Source organism: Fodinibius sp. GM21, from assembly GCF_058386955.1.
The window spans coordinates 73551-94589 of sequence record NZ_JBYEIQ010000006.1; the positions used below are offsets into that span (position 1 = coordinate 73551).

Here is a 21039-nt window from a genome sequence, read left to right on the forward strand (position 1 = left end):
ATGGATTCTCCCGCACTTGAACTGCCTCTCTTATTTATTTCTGATGTCCACTTGGGCGGATTTTCAGATGCTAAAAATGCACGTATCGAATCTGAGCTTATTCAGCTGATCAACTATTGTCAGCGGAATGATATACATTTGGCTGTGTTAGGAGATCTTTTTGATTACTGGATGGAATACCCTGGTTTTGTACCCAAACTCGGTAAAAAGTTGCTCGACCGATTTGAGGATTTCAATAGCCAATTGGGACCTACCTTATATATCACGGGCAATCACGATAATTGGACCCGAAATCATTTACCAGATCGGGGATTTTACCTCGTTCCTGAAGCATACCAATTTAGCACGAATGATAAAAAGATATTAACGCTACACGGTGATGGGCTCACTGATCCCAAATATAATTTGAAGCGGCCCTTCATGCATCGGCTTTTGCGAAGCCAGAAGTTTGTCAAGCTATTTCAAATAGTATTCCCACCCCAAACTGGAAATACCATTATGAAATACTTTTCGCGCGTTACCCGTAAAATGGATTGGGATACCCGCAAAGAAGAACAATTAAACAACTGGGCCAAACACCAGCTCAAAAACTCTGATGTTGAAGTTATTTTAACAGGGCATGACCATATTCCGCGACGGAAACAATTTCCTTTCGGAACCTATATAAATTTAGGTACCTTTTATGACCATCAAACGATGGTCTATTACAATAATGATGGTTTTTCTCTCGTTTGTTGGGAGCCAGAGTTACAGACGTTAAAACAATTTGAAACCAGCAGCAATAAATGAGCAATTCAGATTACGGAAGTGATATGGATCGTTATTTCAACGATCCCGATTACCGGAAGAAAAAGTCACAAGAACACAACGGCGATACCCACAAAAACTCTTCTTCTGACAAGAATGGAATATCAAAAAAATTACTTCGTTGGGCCGGAGCAGCTGTAGGTATTATCATATTAGCCGCTACGGGCTTCACCCTTTACCTATACCAAGGTATCCCTTCTATCGATCAGCTTGAAAATCCCCAAACAGCCATTGCCTCTGAATTAAAAAGTCGTGATGGCGTAGTATTAGATCGATACTATACCGAAAATCGAACGCATATTCCCATTGAAAAAATATCTCCCCATGTAGTTGATGCTCTTATTGCCACCGAAGATCACCGCTTCTATAACCACTGGGGTATCGACATGATACGTACTTTGGCAATACCGTGGCACTTAATAAATGGGCGTGTTCAGGGCGGATCTACACTAACACAACAGCTAGCCCGAAATCTCTATAAAAAAATTGGGCGGGAGTTTTCTGTTGTCCGTAAACTGCGCGAAATGATTACTGCTGTTCAAATTGAACACAATTATACCAAGCGAGAAATTATTGAGATGTATCTCAATACCGTAGAATTTCCCAACAGCACTTTTGGCATAGAGTCTGCTGCGCAAACCCATTACGGTAAAAGTGCAAGTGATTTGACTATTTCTGAGGCCGCAACATTGGTGGGCTCCCTGCAAATGGTATATACATATAATCCGCGTATTTATCCCGATAATGCCAGAAATCGCCGTAATACAGTCCTATTCCAGCTTAATAAACGAGGATTTATCAGCGATGCCGTATATGGCAAGTTACGGAAAGAACCGATCGTACTTAATTATCAACCCCCATCCAAAGCTGGGCAGGAGAATCGTTATTTCGGGCAGTATGTACGCCAACAGGTGGATCCATGGTTAAAGGAGAATGGATACAATTTAAATACTGATGGATTAACCATTTATACTACTATCGATTCGCGATTACAGCGATATGCAGAAAAGGCTTTGAGGACTAAGCTCGATTCATTACAAACCATTTATGAATGTGAATGGACCACAGGCTGGAGACAGTGGGATCAAGAGGCATCGCTTTCCCAATGCCAACAGGCTATTGAAAGTGGAAAATATATGAAACGGCTGTGGAATAAATACCCCTCCTTTTTGCGTGAATTTATTCGTGATACAGATCGATACAAAAATGCATTTTCGAAGTATAATACGAATCAGGAATCCGTGGTTTTTGATACGCTGATGGCCGACTCAGCCTTCGTGGATTCAGTAAAGCGAGCCAAAACGCGTCTTGAAGCAGGTTTTGTGGGTATTGATCCTAATAACGGTAATGTTCTGGCCTGGGTGGGCGGCTCCGATTATGGAAATGTCCAATACGACCATGTTTATCAATCGCGAAGACAGGCCGGGTCCACCTTTAAACCTTTTGTTTATACCGTAGCAATCGACAATGGCTACAAACCTTATCACAAATTCTCCAAGTACCCCAGTGTTTTTTATGATCGGTCGGGTGATGCATGGAAACCCAAAGATCCGCAAGTTCCTGAGGGCCCCGAAATGGTACCTTTGCGTCAAGCACTTGCCCGCAGCTTGAATAATGTTACAATTCGACTTTTACCTGAGTTAGCCGGAGCCCCGGGCACTAATAAATTAGAAGAACTGGAACCTGCTGCCCGCAAAATTAAACAGATGGCATCTAATTTAGGCATTGATATGTCGGGAACTACTGCCTATCCCTCTATCGCTCTCGGGACAGCAAAAGTTTCATTGCTTGAAATGGTAAGCGCATATACGACCTATGCCAATCAGGGAGTCCACATCGATCCAATAGCCGTTACGCGTATTGAGGACAAAGAAGGCAACGTCATTAAAGAATATCATCCCGAATATCAGCAAGAGGTTATTAGCCCCGAAACGGCGTACATGATGGTAGATATGATGCGCGGCGTTATTCGCGGCGGGGAAGATTATTATGGAACAGGAGTTCGACTGCGTAATATTTATGGGGTTCGCCAAGATGTTGCCGGCAAAACCGGAACTACGCAAAATAGTGCCGACAACTGGTTTATGGCCATGATGCCGCATATTACCATGGGAGCTTGGGTTGGCGGCGAAAATAGAATGATTCGCTTTCCCCAAGACACATACATTGGCCAGGGAGCGCGTTCCGCACTTCCCATTGTTGGTAAATTTATCAACTTGGCGTCTTCGGATCCCAAAGCCCCGTGGAGTTATGATGCTTTTGAATCGCCACCTGGCTTTGTGATGCCGCAAGACCCTGATAGTGCCAAAAACAACGAAACAGGCACTGGACGCATAGGTTGGTAGACCTTATAACCTTCTGTTTTATGGCACAGTCTCGTGTTAGATGACAATGAAGATTACGAATTATTTTTCCGAACAGGAGATCTCTGATCTTACAAACGAGGCCAACCGTTCTGAAAATTTGAAAAAGCTTACGTCATCTGCTGTAGATATTCTAAAGAAAAAGAAGCTTTTTGGTCTTTTTGTCCCCCGGCAATATGGTGGATTGCAGCATAATTTACCTGAAGCCCTGCGCTGGCTCGAAGCAACCTCCTGGATTGACGGGAGTCTGGGCTGGACGCTTACACTTGCGTCAGGTGCCGGACTTTTTGGCGCCTTCATGATACCTAAATTTGCCCGATCTGTATTCAGCCAAAAGAATACATTAATTGCAGGTTCAGGATTTCCGGGTGGAAAAGCTGAAAAAACGAATTCTGGTTTTCACATTAATGGACATTGGAAATATGCTTCAGCTATAGATCACGCTACTTTAATAACGGCAAGCTGTTATATTACTAAAGAAGGAGCAATCGTACGCGAAGCCGGTGAACCTGCCACAAAAGCGATAACCTTTTATCCTGATGAAATTGAGATCACCGATCGATGGAACAGTATGGGACTCAAAGCTACGGGCAGTCACAATTTTGAGGTTAAGGGAGTAAAAATCCCAGAGAAACGAACGTTCACTATTTCTCCGGATTCTGTTCAAGTAGAAGGACTGCTCTACCGATACCCATTCGAAACATTTGCACACTGCACGCTGGCCATTTCAATGCTTGGAATGGCCAGACGTTTTTTCGATGAAGCTAAACAAATATTACTATCTAAAAATGATCTTTCTGATCTCGAGCTACTTCCAAAAGTATTACAGGGCAAATTCAAAAAGTCACATCTGAAATTTAAACGAGCAAAGGAATCTATTTATGGCAACGTTGAACAATCTTGGAAGGAACTTCATAAATCTGGAACGCTTGGTGCTAGCCGTGCTAATAAGATAGCTACCCAATCTAAGAAATCTTGTCAAACAGCGCTTCATTGTGTACAAGAACTTTATCCCCTTCTAGGCATGAGTGCCATCAATCCAGATTCTGTCATAAATAGGTGTTGGCGCGATTTACACACCGCCAGTCAGCACATGTTTTTAAGACCTGAGAAATAATTGGTAAATAAAAAAGGCGATCTCCAAATGGAAACCGCCTTTAAGAAATTATCAAAATAAACAGAACTATTGGGTATTTACTCCAATATTAACCGATAATTTAATTCGGTTTTCGGCACGTTTAAGTGCCTTTCTTGCCCGATCTTTGTCGATCTTTTTATCATCAGATTCAAGACGCTTAACCGCTCTTTCTTTTGCTTCCTTAGCTCGCTCAACATCGATGTCCTCAACCGGTTCAGCAGCTTCAGCTAAAAGCGTAAGCTTATTATCTACCACTTCTACAAAACCTCCGGTTACGGAAAAAGATTGTTCTCCGCCCGCAGCTTTGCGAACCAGTATCTCCCCGATTTCAAGCGAAGAAATAATATTGGCGTGAAGCGTCTTAACTTCAAAACTCCCCATCTCTCCGGGGACTCGAACTCCGGTTACCTCATCATCAAAGATTGAACCTTCCGGAGTTAATATTTGAGCACTAAAGGTGTTCATTGGTTAGATACCTCTTATTATTCTGCGGCTTCTGCTTCTTCCTCAGCCAGTAATTCTTCGCCTTTCTCTTCTGCTTCTTCGATGGTACCAACCATGTAGAAAGCTTTCTCCGGCAGGTGATCAAGTTCACCGTCCAGAATCTTCTTGAAGCCTTTAACAGTATCTTCAATATTTACATAAGTACCGGGTTGGCCCGTAAACTGTTCAGCAACAAAGAATGGCTGACTCAAGAATCGCTGTATACGTCGAGCTCGCGACACTACTGTTTTATCTTCATCCGAAAGTTCATCCATACCCAGAATGGCAATAATATCCTGTAGATCTTTGTACTTCTGAAGAATTTCGATCACGCGCTGCGCCGTCTGGTAATGCTCTTTACCAACGATATGCGGATCAAGAATTCGAGAAGAAGAGTCCAGCGGATCTACAGCCGGATAAATACCGATCTGTGTAAGAGCACGGCTCAACACCGTTGTTGCATCCAAGTGGGCAAATGTAGTTGCCGGAGCAGGGTCAGTCAAGTCATCAGCAGGTACATATACAGCCTGTACTGATGTAATAGAACCGTTTTTCGTTGAAGTAATGCGTTCCTGCAAGTCCCCCATTTCAGTGGCCAATGTAGGCTGATAACCTACGGCCGAGGGCATTCGTCCAAGGAGTGCAGAAACTTCGGATCCCGCCTGTGTAAATCGGAAAATATTATCAATAAAGAGCAGGATATCGCGAGAGATTTCTTCGCGGAAATACTCGGCCAGCGTCAGCCCGGAAAGTGCCACACGAAGTCTGGCTCCAGGCGGCTCGTTCATCTGTCCAAAGGTAAAGGCGGCTTTTGAATCTTTCAAAGCATCCATATCGACCTTACTCAGATCCCACTCACCATTTTCGAATGCTTCTTTAAATTCTTCACCGTAATCAATAATGCCCGCTTCGAGCATCTCACGGATAAGATCATTTCCCTCACGAGTACGCTCACCGACACCGGCAAATACTGAGAGACCACCGTGACCTTTGGCAATATTGTTAATTAATTCCTGAATCAGAACCGTTTTACCTACACCGGCACCGCCAAAAAGTCCGGTTTTACCACCTTTGGCATACGGACAAAGAAGATCGATAACCTTAATACCCGTCTCAAGCATCTCGGTGGATGTAGCAAGATCTTCAAAATCCGGGGAAGATCGGTGAATTGGATATTTTCGATCTCCTTCGGGAGGTTCAATTCCATCAATAGGTTCCCCTACCACATTAAATACACGCCCGAGAATGTCTTCGCCTACCGGCATCGAGATCGGAGCGCCTGTATTTACAACTTCCATCTCTCGAACCAATCCGTCGGTTGAATCCATCGCAATCGTGCGTACACGATTTTCTCCGAGGTGCTGGGCAACTTCAAGATAGAGTTTAGAATTGTCTTCTCTTTCGATATAAAGTGCATTTAGTACCGGAGGAATGTCGCCTTTGTCGAAATCAACATCCACAACCGGCCCAATCACTTGTGCAACGGTTCCTTTATTCATTATTTATTTAGTTCTAGTGAGTTAACTTTTGATAATTTCTTTTCGGAAAGAAACGTAAATTTCCTACCACATAAGAAGCGGCAAAAGTTAGGACTTTTTGCGAGCAAATGAAAGTTAAATCATACCTTAATTGCATACCATTCACCTGCCCCCTTAAATAAATTCTCAATTTTATTGTTAATGAAATTCCACATTAGAATCTGACCAAACTCTTGAAAAATATTAAACCCTACCTCCTTTTTTACCTTGACCCAACCTACCGGCCAAATGATTATTAATAAACATTAAGATTTTTTAATGTTTCGTTGATTTATTACATTTCCTCAAAGATCGTTGGTGTTATTTTTTAGTCGGGAACTAGAACATTATGGATAGCAAGAATCAACAAAGCACTCCCTTACTTTGGAAGCCGTTAACCTTTGATATTCTGCTTTCGCGTTATTCTCTAGCTAACATTCGCGTTTGGGGAATGTTGACTATGTGGATTGTTGCCATAGCAGGTACACTATATGCTACCATCGCTCTTCTGCCTAACGAGTGGATGTCATTATCAAACAGTCGGGCCGATGTAATCAAGTTCTTCGTTTTTAATCCCGCCTTAATATTAGGACTACTGCTATTTTTTTGGTTTGGTTTTGAATGGGGCTTTATCCCGATATTTTTATGTTCATTTGTTATAGCATTTCATTCGAGTATGCCGTGGGGTTGGGCCCTAATTTTTGCAATTGCATTTGTATTGGGGGTGGCCATCTGCGCAACGGCCTACCAGGGATTCAACATTCCCTACGATCTTCGAAGTCTGAAGAGCATCGCATTCTTTATTTCCATCATGTTTATTGCTTCGATCGGAAGTTCCCTTGGATCTTTCATCTGGAGCTTTAGCCATCAACTTTCTGCCTCTGAAACCCTGATGATATGGAAGAGCTGGTGGAGCGGCTCTTTTATTCAGGCAATCTTAATAACAGGTCCCATATTGTGGCTGTTCACCCCTACAGTTGAACGGTTAAAAAATCGCTTTTTTTCGCTGCCGGATCGATCCCAATTATCGTTAAAATGGGTGGCCGGAGCTGTAACCTCAATTACAGGAGCACTGGCTCTATTTATTTTTTCCGGAAAATACCTGGGCAAATTACGAGTCCAAGAAGTAATGACAGAACAGAAAACAGCTACCGTTATTGATGTCGTTAATGCTCTTGAGTCATTCGAAATTATTTCATGGATATCGATTGGTATTATCGTAGTAACGGGTTATGGTGCTTTTAAACTCATCGGAGGATGGAATAAACAGCTGACATCAGAAGTGGAAAACAGAACGAGGCAGCTTCATGAAAGTCAGAAAAAACTGCAGGTTTCTTTAGATGAAAAGAAAATACTCCTGAAAGAAATTCATCATCGTGTAAAAAATAACATGGCTCTTGTAAGTGCATTGCTGGAATTACAGGAACGTACCTCCTCACAAAATGGGAATGGAAGCACATTTAAAACCGCACGGGCACGAATTAAGTCGATGGCACTGGCTCATGAAGCTCTTTACCAAAATGAGTCGTTCTCCAATATTAGCATGAAAGAATATATCCAGCGTATCAGCAATCTCACTCATCGTTCATTTGTCAACAAGAATGCCGACATCGATCTTAAATTCAACCTGGAAGATGCCCGACTGGAAATGTCAAAATCAATTCCGCTTGGCTTGGTGATTAACGAGATCCTGATCAATGCACATAAACATGCGTTTGATGGCAGGCCTGATGGTTATATTGAGCTCGGTAGCACGGTAACCAATGATAAAATAACAATCTATATTCGCGACAATGGCGTGGGGCTTCCCAAAGATCCGGAACAACTTAACACAAAGTCATTGGGAATGACGCTCATCAAAAAGTTTTCCAAACAGCTTAAAGCTGACCTCTCTATTGAAAGTACCCAAAATGAGGGCACAACATTTAGCTTGGCATTTCAAAATTAATACGTCGTTATCGGTTTCGGCTGTACATTGCCCGCAAGTAATAAAATTGTTACTTATTCTAATGTATTAAAACGTTCATGATAATTAGCCACAATAAATGGATTTCCTGTTCAGCCATAGTTTCGAAATTGCTCTCGGAACTTTTCTTGTCATGTGGCTGATATATCGTCAAGACGGAACCTGGCAACAAGGGATAACGGCCCACTATCAGGATAGAAAGGTAATACAAAAACAATATGAAGAGGTCTTTCGAGCGGCTATTGATACCTTGAATTACTGTAAATTTGACATCGAGAAGAACAGTTACAGTGAAGGATATATAACGGCATGGGCACCATGGACCATGAAGTCATTTGGGGAATACATCACCATCAAAATAAAAGTAAATGGCCAAAATACCCATATTGGATTTCATTCCAGATGTAAGTTAGAAACCCAGCTTTTTGACTGGGGCAACAACAAGCAAAACGCCCAAAAGTTTTTCAAAATCCTAAAGAAATTAATGTAGTTTTTAGGCGATACTTTTTTGGATTTATGAGCTTACACTTTTTTGTTACTCTTTACTGCCTCGAATACAATTAACCGAAGAGATTAACATAACGGAACTACTATTAAAAGATGTAATTATTTGGTTCCCGTGAAACAACTTGATGAAAATGTTAGTTGTTTAAAATAAAACTAATACTTTCATTTTTAAGTTTTCGTAGTAGATTACATAACTATTCCCTTATTAAAATTTAAGTAACCTAATTATGAAAAAGCCAACATCTGGTAGTTTATTAACGCAATCCTTTTTTACAATACTACTATTTTTAGGAATAACATTCGCTTCTGCATCTCACGTTACAGGGCAAGATCTGGATGTGCCCTACGTGCCTACTCCCGACAACGTAGTTCAACGTATGCTCGACCTTACTGATGTGGAATCTAGTGATTATGTTATTGATTTGGGATCCGGAGACGGGCGCATCGTAATTGCGGCTGCAAAGCGTGGAGCTAGTGGACACGGTATCGATCTTGATCCCGAGCGTATTGCCGAAGCCCGCGAAAATGCTAAGAAAAATGGGGTTGCTGATCAAATAATGTTTATGGAAGGGAATATTTTTGATACCGATTTTAGCGAAGCCTCTGTAATTACGATGTATCTACTGCCCTCAGTAAATAAAAAATTGCGCCCCAAACTAATAGAGAAACTACAGCCCGGCACCCAAATTGTTTCGCACAGCTTTGATATGGGAAGCTGGAAAGCTGATAAAAAGGTGGTTGTAAAAAATAACGGGAGAAGCCACGATGTTTATTATTGGGTCATACCAGCTCAGACCGAAGGCACATGGTCGTGGAGTTATAACGGAACCAATTTTGATATGACCATCAACCAGCGATTTCAGGAAATTTCAGTCAAACTCTCCGATAATAGCGGCAGCTTCTTTGATATCCACAAAGCCGAACTAAAAGGAAAGCGGCTTACCGTGCGGGCATCAAATGGAGACCAAAACTATATATTCAGTGGACGTGTTGAAGGTGATAAGGTTTATGGAATGATGCAACATCACAACGGCCAGGAAAAGACATTCTCTCAATGGTCGGCAACAAGGAAATAATTACATTTATTCCTCCTTATCACAATAAAAGTTTTGGCTTCGCTGCATGAAGACATCCGATTCGGGTTCACCGCTTAAAGTCTTTACAAATCTTAGTGCTATAGCCGTCATTGTTGGCATTGTCGTAGGTATCGGCATATTTCGCCTGCCTTCTATCGTAGCGCAAAACGCTGCATCAGAACTTCATTATATCGGTTTCTGGGTAGCAGGTGGACTTATATCAATCATTGGGGCCCTTTGTTATGCTGAAATTGCATCAAAGAAACCAGACGCCGGCGGAGAGTACTACTTTCTTACCGAAGCCTATGGATCAACCATCGGCTTTTTATTTTCATGGGGACGCATGACGGTCATACAGACTGGATCTATTGCACTGGCCGCTTTTATCCTGGGTGATTATGCATCCACCATTTACGATTTAGGGACATACAGTTCATCAATATATGCCGGTATTACCGTTGTCGGATTAACCGGATTAAACATCTGGGGAACGCATCCCGCCAAAAATGCTCAAAACGGAATGACGGCTCTTATAGTTGGAATACTATTGCTCTGCGGGCTTGCCGGAGTGATCACCGGCGGTGAAGTCACGCCTCAAACCGGCTCCACAGTAAACAGCTCGGCCGGCGCTGCGATGATCTTTGTTCTGCTCACCTATGGTGGCTGGAATGAGGGTGTTTACCTTTCAGCCGAACTTAAGGATGTCCGCCAGAACATGTCCAAAGTGCTTCTCATTGGATTAGCTGTAATTACCATCCTATACGTCCTCATCAACAGTGCCTATCTGCAAGTATTGGGACTCGAACAACTCCGTACATCCGAAACAATAGGTGTAGATCTCACCAATAGTATTTTTGGCTCTGAGGGAGCTTTTATTATGGCCACTATTATCATAATTTCTGCACTTTCAACCGCTAATGCAACCATTATTACCGGTGCACGGACCAACTATGCACTGGGACGTGACTTCAATGCTTTGGAATGGATAGGAAAATGGGATCCTCATTATAATTCGCCCATTAATGCGTTGCTCTTACAGGGAGGGATAAGTCTGGCTCTGGTTTTTTTAGGAGCATTTACCAAGGAGGCCGTTTCCACAATGGTCGATTATACGGCCCCGGTTTTTTGGTTTTTTATCCTTCTTACCACCATTACGCTTTTTCTTTTCAGAAATAAAGAACAATCTTCTGAGGATACCTTCAAAGTCCCACTATACCCACTCACCCCTATCCTATTTATTATTTGCTGCTCATATCTTTTGTATTCAAGTGTCATGTTTACCGGATGGGGTGCAATGGTTGGCATAGCTATCTTGGTGGTAGGACTTCCGGTTTACTACTGGGCACAGAATAAACCGCAATAGCAACTCTCAAAAACCAAGCCAATATAATCGATTATCAATTAGCAACTCCCATGCTAAAATCGTATTTTTGGCAACCTGCGAAACTACGTATTTAAGTCACTTTGAATAATTTAAAAGTGACTTAATAAATTGTCACACATTGTGGATGTGGTTTTTGGAATTTTAGGATTGTTATCACCGGAAAGTTTAACTATAAACAGATATTGCATTGGATACCGAAGCAACAGCTCGTTCTATCAGCGTAGAAATACTAATAGATTTTGAAGAAAACGGAGTTCTTGATTATTCCCGTGCCAATAAGCTTGAGAGTCGCGATCGTGCTGAAGTACGCGAGTATGTGCAAAATATTTTAAGACGCCGCTCTTATCTCGATTTCCTTATCGACCAGTTTTCGAATGTAAAGATTGATGAGATGAAATCGAGCTTGAAGAATATTCTGCGCCTCGGCGTGTACGACATGGTATTTATGGATAGTACGCCCGATTATGCAGCCATCAACGAGTCTGTTGAAATCGCAAAATACAGCCTTGGCTCGCGCACCGGTGATCTTACCAACGCCATATTACGCAACCTTCAGCGGGATATCGATAACCTGCCCAAACCCAATTTTGAAGATCGTACCAAATTAGTTGCTACCACCTTCTCGCATCCCGAATGGCTGGTTAAGCGATGGACCGAACGTTTTGGCGAACGCGAAGCCTTTAAGCTGATGCAGGCCAACAACAAGCGCCCAAGTTATTATATCCGAGCCAACAATCTTCGCACAAAAACAGAAAACTTTAAGCTGCGAATGACCAAGCACGGTATCGAGTTTGAAGAAAGCGACTGGCTGCCGGGCTATTTCAAGGTAGATAGTGTTGCCCCTTTCATTTCAAAAGGCTGGCTGGACAAAGGATTTTGCCAGGTACAGGATATTGCGGCCGGCTTTGCTCCTTACCTCTTGGACCCACAGCCAGAAGAATCCGTTTATGATCTCTGTGCAGCGCCCGGCACCAAAAGTGTTTTAATGTCTGATCTGATGAATGGCGAAGGCGATATTTTGGCCGTTGATATTTCTTCGGAACGCCTTGATAAACTGGCTGAAAGTGCTCTCTCTTATCACGCTGAAAATATACGGGTCCGCCGTGCCGATGCCACGGAAGTAGAACTTGATGAAACAGATGCCGTTCTGTTGGATGCACCTTGTACCGGAACAGGGGTGCTTAGTAAACGAGCTGATTTACGCTGGCGTCGTGATCAAGATTCACTTGATAACGCTGTTGAATTGCAAGCTGAGCTGCTCGATTCTGCCGCGGGAATGGTTAAAAAAGGCGGACGTTTGGTCTATAGCACCTGTTCTCTCGAAGAAGAAGAAAACATGGAACAGGTTATGAATTTTCTTGATCGTCACGAAAACTTCGAGATGCAATCAGTTGAAGGATATGTGCCGGACGAAGTAATGGTCCATGGTGGACTGGCTTATCAAACATTCCCTCACAAGCATGGCTGTGACGGTCACTTTGGCGTACTGTTAAAACGAACCAGTTAAAAGGAAGTGTGTTAATATCTTTTGCTGAGCACGGACCTTTGGGATTTCAGGATCTTGAATTAATAATATGTTAAAAGCTACCATACGGCGGTTAGTTACAGATGCTGAAACAAGTTCAGCTTGAAATGGAAGGTTCTGCGAAAGAACTTAAAGTAATATTTCGACCTATTTATCTCATTCCGATTCTTTTTCATCAAAGCCTTGTTGTTGTGCACCGCTGGGGGAATGAGTAAGTACTCCTTGTTTCCGGAGCTGAGCACCGGAAACAGATTTTACAATATGTTGCCCTGAACGTGCTGTGTTCCGATTGCTCGGGGTTTCAAGATTATAATATTCTGCTTCCGTAGCTCCGCTGCGGAAGCTTTTTTATTTAATTCGGTGAGACAGGTTTGGTAATTTCGATAGGCATGGTATAATCCGAATCCACCTTCCAGATCAGCTCGCCATCATACCAAAGCCGTTCGGCGCTATTGGCAAAATCATTTAACGGTTTCATCGTCGCGGTATCCACGGTGCCACCGGGGAACTCGATCAACGTTTGGGTATTGCCATCCTCTTCTACGTGGTTACTTATCCAAAGCATCATTTTAGACTTCCCTTCGCCCTCGAAATATTTAATTACAAAGTTTTTTGGGTAATCCAGATTACCATTAAATACCCTTTCTTTCTCGCCATCTTTTAGGTAATAAATTTCAAGATTGTTTTCCGAAAATGGACTGCTATAATCAGGATGCAGCCGGTCATTTCCCTGTTCATCTACAAACGATAACCCGATATCCTCATGAGGCGGCGGATCAGCAACACCCCCGGTACTATTCGAACACGCTATGGAGATTAAGTATACAACACACGTCACAATTGTAAAGGCTAAATATCGCATAACAATACGTTTAATAATTATGGTTTAATTCCTACGACCTGTTTTTTTTTATCACTATTATAATTACTTGATCCGGGGGTAAAATCATCAAAAGAATACAATCCATTATAACTTCCGTCCCATCCCCAATTCATATGGAAAAACTGATAGCCATATCCTCCGGAACAATCATATACTTCTCGATATCCGTCTGCAACCCAGGCATGTCCGGTACTTCCTCCATCATCACCTCTTAAAATCACCGGGCGACTCGCATCTATTTCAGACATAGCCTTCACTAAGAGGCATATCTAATTCACTACCTATCTCAGCTGATTTTTCACTTACATTAGAATCGCTAACAGATCCTTTTTGACAGGCCTGAAAAAATAATAAAAGAAATATTGATTGAATTAATAGAAAACTTGATGAATATATTTTCATATCTCCTTGATGGTTTTGATTTAATAAATATAATTATTGACTCTCAAGAATAACTTGAAGCACATTAGTGTTAAATAACAAACTCTTCAAGAATTATTTTTACTTATCAATTGATGGAAACCACTTCATTAATTGATCTCCATTTCCCACTCTACATCTTCTATCCTTTTTCGTATCTTTGCGACTAAAATAGCGAAAACCGAAACTTGCAAAACGAGCTTTCATAATTTTGGATAAATCCACGGCTTCTCAAGACATCCCAAAACATTTTGATCCCGGTAGTATCGAAGACAAATGGTACAGCTTCTGGGAGGATAACGGCTTTTTTCATTCCGAGCCCGACGACCGCGAATCATACACCGTCGTCATCCCTCCACCCAATGTCACGGGTGTGCTGCACATGGGACACATGCTCAACAATACCATCCAGGATGTACTGGTACGACGGGCCCGCATGCAGGGCAAAAACGCCTGCTGGGTGCCCGGGACAGACCACGCCTCTATCGCTACCGAAGCCAAAGTGGTTCAAAAGCTTCGTAAAGAAGGCATCACCAAAGCAGATCTCACGCGAGAAGAATTTTTAGAACACGCCTGGGATTGGACCGACGAGCACGGTGGAATCATCCTGCAACAGCTTCGCAAGCTTGGTGCCTCCTGCGACTGGGAACGCACGCGTTTTACACTTGAGGATGATCTTTATGAGGCCGTCGTTGATTGCTTTATCGAACTCTACGAGCGCGGCTATATCTACCGCGGCAAGCGGATGATCAACTGGGATCCGGAAGCCCAAACGGCCCTTTCTGATGAAGAGGTTATTCACCGCGAAGAGACGTCAAAACTCTATCACGTTCGCTATAAAATTAAAGACAGCGATGAGTGGGTTACCATTGCTACCACCCGTCCCGAGACTATATTAGCCGATACCGCTGTTTGCGTGCATCCCGAAGACGAGCGTTACCAAGACCTGATCGGCAAAACGGCTATTATCCCTGTTGTAGAACGCGAAGTCCCTATTATTGCTGATGACTACGTGGATATGGAATATGGAACCGGCTGCCTGAAGATTACTCCGGCACACGATGAGAATGACTATGAGATCGGTCAAAAGCATGATCTGGAAATTATCGATATGCTCAATCCCGACGGGACGTTAAGTGAAGCCGCGGAGCACTATATTGGCGAAGATCGCTTTGATGCCAGAGCGTTGATCATCGAAGATCTAAAAAAGAATGATCAGCTTGTTGAGATCGAAGAAATGCAGAATAAGATCGGGTATTCCGAGCGGACCGATGCCATCATTGAACCGCGTTTGTCGCTACAGTGGTTCTGCAAGATGGATGAGCTGGCCAAGCCGGCCCACGAAAATGTAATGAACGATAATATTGAGTTCCATCCCTCCAAATTTAAGAACTCCTACAACCATTGGATGGAAAATATTCGCGACTGGTGTATCTCGCGACAGCTTTGGTGGGGACAACGCATTCCCGCCTGGTATTATGGCGATGGCAAGGATGATTATGTCGTTGCCAAAACGGAAGATGAAGCTGTAGAAAAAGCACGAAAAAAATCAGGTAATACCGATTTAACTACTAACGATATAAATCAGGATGAGGATGTCCTCGACACATGGTTTTCGTCCTGGCTGTGGCCGATTACGGTTTTTGATCCGGAATACATCCGTTCCGGTGAAGCTAATGAAGAATTAGAGTATTATTATCCTACGCAGGATTTGGTTACTGCACCGGAGATCATGTTTTTCTGGGTGGCACGGATGATTATGTCCGGCTATGAATTTATGGACGAAAAACCGTTCAGCAATGTCTACTACACGGGCATCGTACGTGACAGTCAGCGTCGCAAAATGTCGAAATCGCTGGGGAACTCTCCTGATCCCATCAAGCTCATGGAAGAATACGGAACCGATGGCGTACGCGTTGGAATGCTCTTCTCCTCTCCTGCCGGTAATGATCTTCTTTTTGAGGAACAGCTCTGCGAACAGGGACGCAATTTTGCCAATAAGATCTGGAATGCGTTCCGATTTTTATCGATGAACCGCACGGAAGAAACACAGCTTTCAGATTCCCTCGAAATTGATGAGGATAATCTCGTTGACCGCTGGATGCTTTCTCGTCTGCACGAGACTATCGACGCCATCAACAAGGATATGGAGAACTTCCGTATCAACGAGGCACTGCACAAAATTTATTCCTTGATCTGGGATGATTTCTGTGATTGGTACATCGAGCTGATCAAAGCCGACGAGCCGGGGGCAAGTATTCCCGAAGATCGCCTCTCACGCGGATTTAATTTCTTTGAGCAGCTGATGAAGCTCCTTCATCCGTTTATGCCATTTATCACCGAGGAAATCTGGCAACTTATTCGCGATCGCGATACCGATGAGGCTATGATTGTCGCTTCGTGGCCAGAATTCAACGAAGCTTTGGTCTCTGAAGATGATCGTACGCTTTTTGAGTCTATCCAAAAGATGATCTCATCAATCCGAAATATTAGAGCAGAATTTAAGTTAAGTCCTAATGATGAGATCGATCTGCTAATTAAGGCCAAGGATAAAACGACGGCCCAGGCATTGAGTGATAACGAGTGGATTTTCCGCAAACTTCAATCCATTGATACGTTTAAGGTGAAAGCAGATCTGGCCAAACCAGAAACATCGGCCTCAGCCGTTATTGAAGGCACCGAGCTATTTGTACCGCTTGAAGGACTCATTGATTTGGATAAAGAGCGTGAACGCATCCAAAAAGAAATTGATCGCCTCGAAGGATTTTTGAAATCTATTGAAGGAAAGTTAAATAACGATGGCTTCGTTAATAATGCGCCCGAGGATGTCGTTCAAAAAGAGCGGGATAAAAAAGAAGACACTGAAACGAATCTTAAAAAACTCCGCGAAATTTTAGAAGAACTCGATTCTTAACATCCCTCCTTGAGGAGGTCGCTGACGCCTCATAGCTTGAGCGACGTGGCGATGGATCCGCGATTTGCCCAGCTGAGAGGTGTAGTAATAACAGTAGATATTTAGTTTTAGCATTTTATGCCAAAGGAACCGGATTTTATACACGATTTAAATGAGCAACAAAAGCGTGCCGTACGTCACGGCGAAGGGCCCCTGTTGATTGTGGCCGGTGCCGGTAGTGGAAAAACGCGGGTACTTACCTATCGCATTGCGTATCTGATTGACCAAAACATGGCGGCCCCTAATGAAATACTAGCACTCACATTTACCAATAAGGCGGCCAAAGAAATGCAGGAGCGCATTGGACAGCTAATTGGTGACGAAGCCAACCGCCTGTGGATGGGTACTTTTCACTCAGTATTTTCCAAAATCTTGCGGTTTGAGGCCGAAAAAATTGGCTTTAATTCCGACTATTCTATTTACGATACCGAAGATTCCAAAAATGCGATCAAACAGATTCTGCGGGAGAATAATTACGATCCCAAAGAGATAAAACCCCGCATTTTGCAGCGTCGCATCAGTGATGCTAAAAATGAGCTCATTAATCCGGATCACTACAACGAAAAGTTTGTCCACAGTACCCTCGACGATATTACGGCCCGCATTTATAAAATTTATGTGGAGCGGCTCAAGCACAATAATGCCATGGATTTTGATGACCTGCTCATCAAGCCGATTGAGCTCTTTAACGAGCATCCTGATGTGCTCGAAAAATACCAGGATCGCTTTAAATACATCATGATTGATGAGTACCAGGATACCAATCATGCCCAATACACGGTCACAAATATGCTGGCCGACAAGTACGAAAATCTTTGTGTGGTTGGCGATGATGCGCAATCAATCTATTCGTTTCGTGGAGCTGATATTCAAAATATTCTGGATTTTAAGAGCGATTACGAGGATGCGGTCGAAATTCCGCTGGAGCAGAACTATCGCTCGACCAAAGCCATCCTGAAAGCTGCTGATTCCATCATCAAAAGAAACACCAAGCAGCTGGATAAAACGCTGTGGACGGATAATGATATGGGCGATACCATTACCGTGCTTGATAATTATGATGAGCGCGACGAGGCCAACCGGGTGGCCAATTATATCCAGGATTTAAAGATGCGCAAGGGATACGATTACAACGATTTTGCCATCCTGTATCGCACAAACTACCAGAGTCGCGTTTTTGAGGAAACCTTTCGTAGAAAAGGCGTAACCTATCAGCTGGTGGGTGGACTTTCGTTCTACCAGCGTAAAGAAATTAAAGACGTGCTGGCTTATTTAACGCTGCTCATCAATCCCGATGATGACACTAACCTGATGCGTATCATTAATGAACCGTCGCGGGGGATTGGACAAAAATCGCTTTCGGATTTAATGGCTCGTGCCCGACAAACAGGACAATCACTATGGCGGATCCTCGAAAATGTGGAAGAAGCCGATGTGTATAAACCAGCCGAAAACAGCGTGAAGGATTTTGTACGCATGATTAACGGCCTCAAACAGGAATTGGCCAACAATACCAGTTTGGTGCAGGTAACCAAGCAACTGCTCGAAGAATCCGGATACATGAAGTCGCTGGTGGAGGAGAATTCTCCCAAGTCGATGACGCGTCGCGAAAATATCCTGGAGTTGCAAAACGCTATCTCCTACTTTGAGAAAAACAATAACAATCCTACCCTCTCCTCTTTTCTGCAGGAAATAAGTCTCATTACCGACACCGATAAATACGATGAGGACAAACCGGCCGTTACCATGATGACGGTGCATGCTGCGAAAGGACTCGAATTTCCCGTGGTGTTTATTGTGGGATTGGAAGAAGAACTCTTCCCCGTGGGCAGTCGCAATAACGAAGATGTCAATATTGAGGAAGAGCGGCGCCTGTTTTATGTGGCTATTACGCGAGCCGAACAAGAACTGTTTTTTAGTCATTGTCGCAGCCGCTACAAATACGGAGAAGAACAACGCAAAACGCGCTCACGCTTTTTGGATGAAGTGAGTGCCAATGTGGTACGCACCGAAACAGGGTCATCCATCAACCAGAATAAAAACCGGTTTTCGGATAAAAACAATGGCAGTACATCCAATAATAACAGCACCAAAGTAGAATACGATTGGAAAAAGCCACTGTACGACAAAAATAATCGTTCATCACATACGCAGATCCATTACGATAATCCCGATGAGGATCCTTTTCAGGTTGGGGCGAAGGTCGTTCATAATGTTTTCGGGCCTGGAAAAATAATAAGTCGCAGCGGGAAAGGAGAAAGAACGAAAGTTGTTGTCTTTTTTAAAGAACGAGGACGCAAAACGTTGATGCTCCGTGCCGCAAAAATGCAGGTTGTCGGATAATAGGCTTTGTACCGACACATAGGTTCAGCACATGAAAAACATAGGTTATAACGGTTTAAATTTTAGATTTACTATCCAAGTAGGGTGTACGATTCTGCTATTCGTACTTGGCAGTATTTCTGGTCCCCTGCAGGCACAGCCCGTGCTTAATGCCCAAAATACAGCTCTGGGTGGTGGTGGAACGGCCTACCTATCCGGTAATCAAGCATTATTTTGGAATCCGGCAAACTTGGCAATAAATGACCGCCACGGCACTATTCATATTAACCTTGGGGAAACGGGTATTGTATATGAACCTGTTCTGTCTTCGGATGTAGCCGGTGATCAGTTTTTCAACTTTACCGACACTTATTTTCCCTATCAATCGGGGGCAGTGGATATCACGCCAATCCAGCGCCAAACAATTCTCAATGAAAATTATCCACGCAGAAGATTAGTATCTCAGCATCAAACACGAGCAGATGTTATGCTGGGAGGGATATCCTGGTATCGAGGTAATGAAACATTTTCTATTGCCGCACGCGGTCGCTACTCTTCGCGTATTGAGGTTGGCAGAGGTTGGTATTCAGACAACTACATTCAGCAAGGTGATCAGCAGGTTCGGGACTTCACCCTTGACCAGCATATCAGCAAAAATCTGGAAATTGCACTTGGATATGGACGTGAGTTCACTTTTTTAGAAGGATTATTTTCTCGATTGAGCAAATTATATGTCGGCTTTTCTCCCAAGTTCATAATCGCAGGACCCAGTTTCAGTGCTGTTCATCATGGTCAGCAACTGCGATCTGATCAGAATGCACAAACTCAGTATGTTACTGATTTTTCGTACCAATCATCCGGTGAGTATACACGGATGACCAGAGATTACCTAAGCTCGGAAAACCCAAAGGCTGCTATAAGTGACAATCTAAATAAAAAATTCAATTTTGATCCTACCGGATACGGTGCGGCTTTTGATTTTGGCCTTACTTATCTCATTCCTATCGGCAGTGAGCTTAATATTATTGAAAATACTCCCGGAAATTCAGTCGTGGGTAAATCACTGCGGGTTGCCATCTCCTTTAATGATATTGGAATGATCCGATACACCAAACAACCACTTTCGTTATCTGCTCCGGGTGATACTCTGCAGATTGGTCGTGAATTCCCAAAAGAGTCCATGTTTATCGGGTCGGGTGGCCAGTACCTTACATATTTTGATGAAGCTTTAGAGATTTCAAACCCATTCAACAGTGCTGATAACCCCAATAAAAATGCATTTTCAGCTCCTACTCCTGCTTCTCTTAACGGGGGCATTATGCTGGACCTTGAAAGATTTAAAGTAATGGGCGATCTGACTCTGGGATTAAATAATACAGCCCTGACGAATACAAAACTTGCTATGCATCTGGGTTTGGAGGTCCGGCCAGTTAGAAAAATTCCCCTCCGGATGGGTACGAGACTTGCTGCAGGATTACCAGCTCATGTCGGAATAGGCACCGGATATGAAAGTCGTTACTGGGATTTTAATATAGGAACACAGATCATTTTTCGATCTCAAACGTTCACCACAGAATTTGTCGGAGGAGCCTTTGCAGGCCTGCAGCTCCACCTGTAATTGAGGCCTTTTCTGTCAAGCTGTCAAGGTCGTTCTTAATTATGAGTTCAAGTTGCTATTTTGCCAGTAAATATGAC

15 protein-coding genes are annotated in these 21039 nt (G+C 43.1%); 11 read left to right on the forward strand and 4 right to left on the reverse strand.

What is annotated here, in order from left to right:
• The 3 genes from ACT3IB_RS14195 to ACT3IB_RS14205 are packed head-to-tail and all read left to right on the forward strand — an operon-like array spanning window position 1 to window position 4287.
• Window positions 1–789, forward strand: coding sequence for a UDP-2,3-diacylglucosamine diphosphatase (locus tag ACT3IB_RS14195; protein ID WP_491539686.1), 789 nt, complete (start codon window positions 1–3; stop codon window positions 787–789).
• Window positions 786–3152 carry a penicillin-binding protein 1A gene (locus tag ACT3IB_RS14200; protein ID WP_491539687.1) on the forward strand — a complete coding sequence of 789 codons (2367 nt, stop codon included), beginning with the start codon at window positions 786–788 and terminating at the stop codon, window positions 3150–3152. Before ACT3IB_RS14195 ends, ACT3IB_RS14200 begins: the two co-directional genes overlap by 4 nt.
• A 46-nt stretch (window positions 3153–3198) precedes the next feature.
• Complete coding sequence (locus ACT3IB_RS14205) at window positions 3199–4287, forward strand: acyl-CoA dehydrogenase family protein (RefSeq protein ID WP_491539688.1); 1089 nt, start codon at window positions 3199–3201, stop codon at window positions 4285–4287.
• A gap of 66 nt (window positions 4288–4353) precedes the next feature.
• Here the strand turns inward: ACT3IB_RS14205 and atpC are convergent, their stop codons facing one another.
• Both atpC and atpD read right to left on the reverse strand, forming a co-directional pair.
• Window positions 4354–4773 (reverse strand): ATP synthase F1 subunit epsilon, encoded by a 420-nt coding sequence (atpC, locus tag ACT3IB_RS14210; RefSeq protein ID WP_491539689.1) that lies wholly within the window; start codon window positions 4771–4773, stop codon window positions 4354–4356.
• A gap of 17 nt (window positions 4774–4790) precedes the next feature.
• Window positions 4791–6293: a F0F1 ATP synthase subunit beta gene (gene atpD, locus ACT3IB_RS14215; protein ID WP_491539756.1), complete on the reverse strand. Its 1503-nt coding sequence runs from the start codon at window positions 6291–6293 to the stop codon at window positions 4791–4793.
• 364 nt (window positions 6294–6657) lie between these two features.
• Here atpD and ACT3IB_RS14220 point away from each other — a divergent pair, with 364 nt between their 5' ends.
• The 5 genes from ACT3IB_RS14220 to rsmB all read left to right on the forward strand — a co-directional run bounded on the left by ACT3IB_RS14220 (window position 6658) and on the right by rsmB (window position 12748).
• Entirely contained in the window at window positions 6658–8256 is a 1599-nt protein-coding gene (locus ACT3IB_RS14220; RefSeq protein WP_491539690.1) for a histidine kinase dimerization/phosphoacceptor domain -containing protein, read from the forward strand.
• A 97-nt stretch (window positions 8257–8353) separates the two neighbouring features.
• Window positions 8354–8764, forward strand: a complete 411-nt coding sequence (locus tag ACT3IB_RS14225; protein WP_491539691.1) for a hypothetical protein — start codon at window positions 8354–8356, stop codon at window positions 8762–8764.
• A 244-nt stretch (window positions 8765–9008) separates the two neighbouring features.
• Complete coding sequence (locus ACT3IB_RS14230) at window positions 9009–9857, forward strand: class I SAM-dependent methyltransferase (RefSeq protein WP_491539692.1); 849 nt, start codon at window positions 9009–9011, stop codon at window positions 9855–9857.
• Between the two features lie 46 nt (window positions 9858–9903).
• Entirely contained in the window at window positions 9904–11220 is a 1317-nt protein-coding gene (locus tag ACT3IB_RS14235; protein ID WP_491539693.1) for an APC family permease, read from the forward strand.
• Between the two features lie 208 nt (window positions 11221–11428).
• Window positions 11429–12748, forward strand: a complete 1320-nt coding sequence (gene rsmB / locus ACT3IB_RS14240) for a 16S rRNA (cytosine(967)-C(5))-methyltransferase RsmB (RefSeq protein WP_491539694.1) — start codon at window positions 11429–11431, stop codon at window positions 12746–12748.
• Window positions 12749–13118: 370 nt separating this feature from the next.
• On the opposite strand, the gene ACT3IB_RS14245 is transcribed toward rsmB, so the two are convergent.
• Both ACT3IB_RS14245 and ACT3IB_RS14250 read right to left on the reverse strand, forming a co-directional pair.
• Window positions 13119–13628, reverse strand: a complete 510-nt coding sequence (locus ACT3IB_RS14245; RefSeq protein WP_491539695.1) for a hypothetical protein — start codon at window positions 13626–13628, stop codon at window positions 13119–13121.
• Between the two features lie 17 nt (window positions 13629–13645).
• A complete protein-coding gene (locus tag ACT3IB_RS14250) occupies window positions 13646–13897 on the reverse strand; it encodes a C10 family peptidase (RefSeq protein ID WP_491539696.1) in 252 nt (83 codons plus the stop codon).
• A 383-nt stretch (window positions 13898–14280) separates the two neighbouring features.
• Here ACT3IB_RS14250 and ACT3IB_RS14255 point away from each other — a divergent pair, with 383 nt between their 5' ends.
• The 3 genes from ACT3IB_RS14255 (at window position 14281) to ACT3IB_RS14265 (ending at window position 20962) form a co-directional block, all read left to right on the forward strand.
• Window positions 14281–16983, forward strand: coding sequence for a valine--tRNA ligase (locus tag ACT3IB_RS14255; RefSeq protein ID WP_491539697.1), 2703 nt, complete (start codon window positions 14281–14283; stop codon window positions 16981–16983).
• Between the two features lie 117 nt (window positions 16984–17100).
• Window positions 17101–19365 carry an ATP-dependent helicase gene (locus ACT3IB_RS14260; protein ID WP_491539698.1) on the forward strand — a complete coding sequence of 755 codons (2265 nt, stop codon included), beginning with the start codon at window positions 17101–17103 and terminating at the stop codon, window positions 19363–19365.
• A gap of 31 nt (window positions 19366–19396) precedes the next feature.
• Window positions 19397–20962, forward strand: a complete 1566-nt coding sequence (locus ACT3IB_RS14265) for a DUF5723 family protein (protein WP_491539699.1) — start codon at window positions 19397–19399, stop codon at window positions 20960–20962.
• Window positions 20963–21039 lie beyond the last annotated feature (77 nt).

Excerpts from the sequence above, each read along its gene's own strand:
- ACT3IB_RS14230 (WP_491539692.1), top strand. The coding sequence starts at position 9,009 with ATGAAAAAGCCAACATCTGGTAGTTTATTAACGCAATCCTTTTTTACA.
- ACT3IB_RS14250 (WP_491539696.1), bottom strand. The coding sequence starts at position 13,897 with ATGTCTGAAATAGATGCGAGTCGCCCGGTGATTTTAAGAGGTGATGAT.
- ACT3IB_RS14260 (WP_491539698.1), top strand. The coding sequence starts at position 17,101 with ATGCCAAAGGAACCGGATTTTATACACGATTTAAATGAGCAACAAAAG.
- ACT3IB_RS14245 (WP_491539695.1), bottom strand. The coding sequence starts at position 13,628 with ATGCGATATTTAGCCTTTACAATTGTGACGTGTGTTGTATACTTAATC.
- ACT3IB_RS14225 (WP_491539691.1), top strand. The coding sequence starts at position 8,354 with ATGGATTTCCTGTTCAGCCATAGTTTCGAAATTGCTCTCGGAACTTTT.
- ACT3IB_RS14200 (WP_491539687.1), top strand. The coding sequence starts at position 786 with ATGAGCAATTCAGATTACGGAAGTGATATGGATCGTTATTTCAACGAT.
- ACT3IB_RS14265 (WP_491539699.1), top strand. The coding sequence starts at position 19,397 with ATGAAAAACATAGGTTATAACGGTTTAAATTTTAGATTTACTATCCAA.
- ACT3IB_RS14205 (WP_491539688.1), top strand. The coding sequence starts at position 3,199 with ATGAAGATTACGAATTATTTTTCCGAACAGGAGATCTCTGATCTTACA.
- atpC (WP_491539689.1), bottom strand. The coding sequence starts at position 4,773 with ATGAACACCTTTAGTGCTCAAATATTAACTCCGGAAGGTTCAATCTTT.
- ACT3IB_RS14220 (WP_491539690.1), top strand. The coding sequence starts at position 6,658 with ATGGATAGCAAGAATCAACAAAGCACTCCCTTACTTTGGAAGCCGTTA.
- ACT3IB_RS14195 (WP_491539686.1), top strand. The coding sequence starts at position 1 with ATGGATTCTCCCGCACTTGAACTGCCTCTCTTATTTATTTCTGATGTC.
- ACT3IB_RS14235 (WP_491539693.1), top strand. The coding sequence starts at position 9,904 with ATGAAGACATCCGATTCGGGTTCACCGCTTAAAGTCTTTACAAATCTT.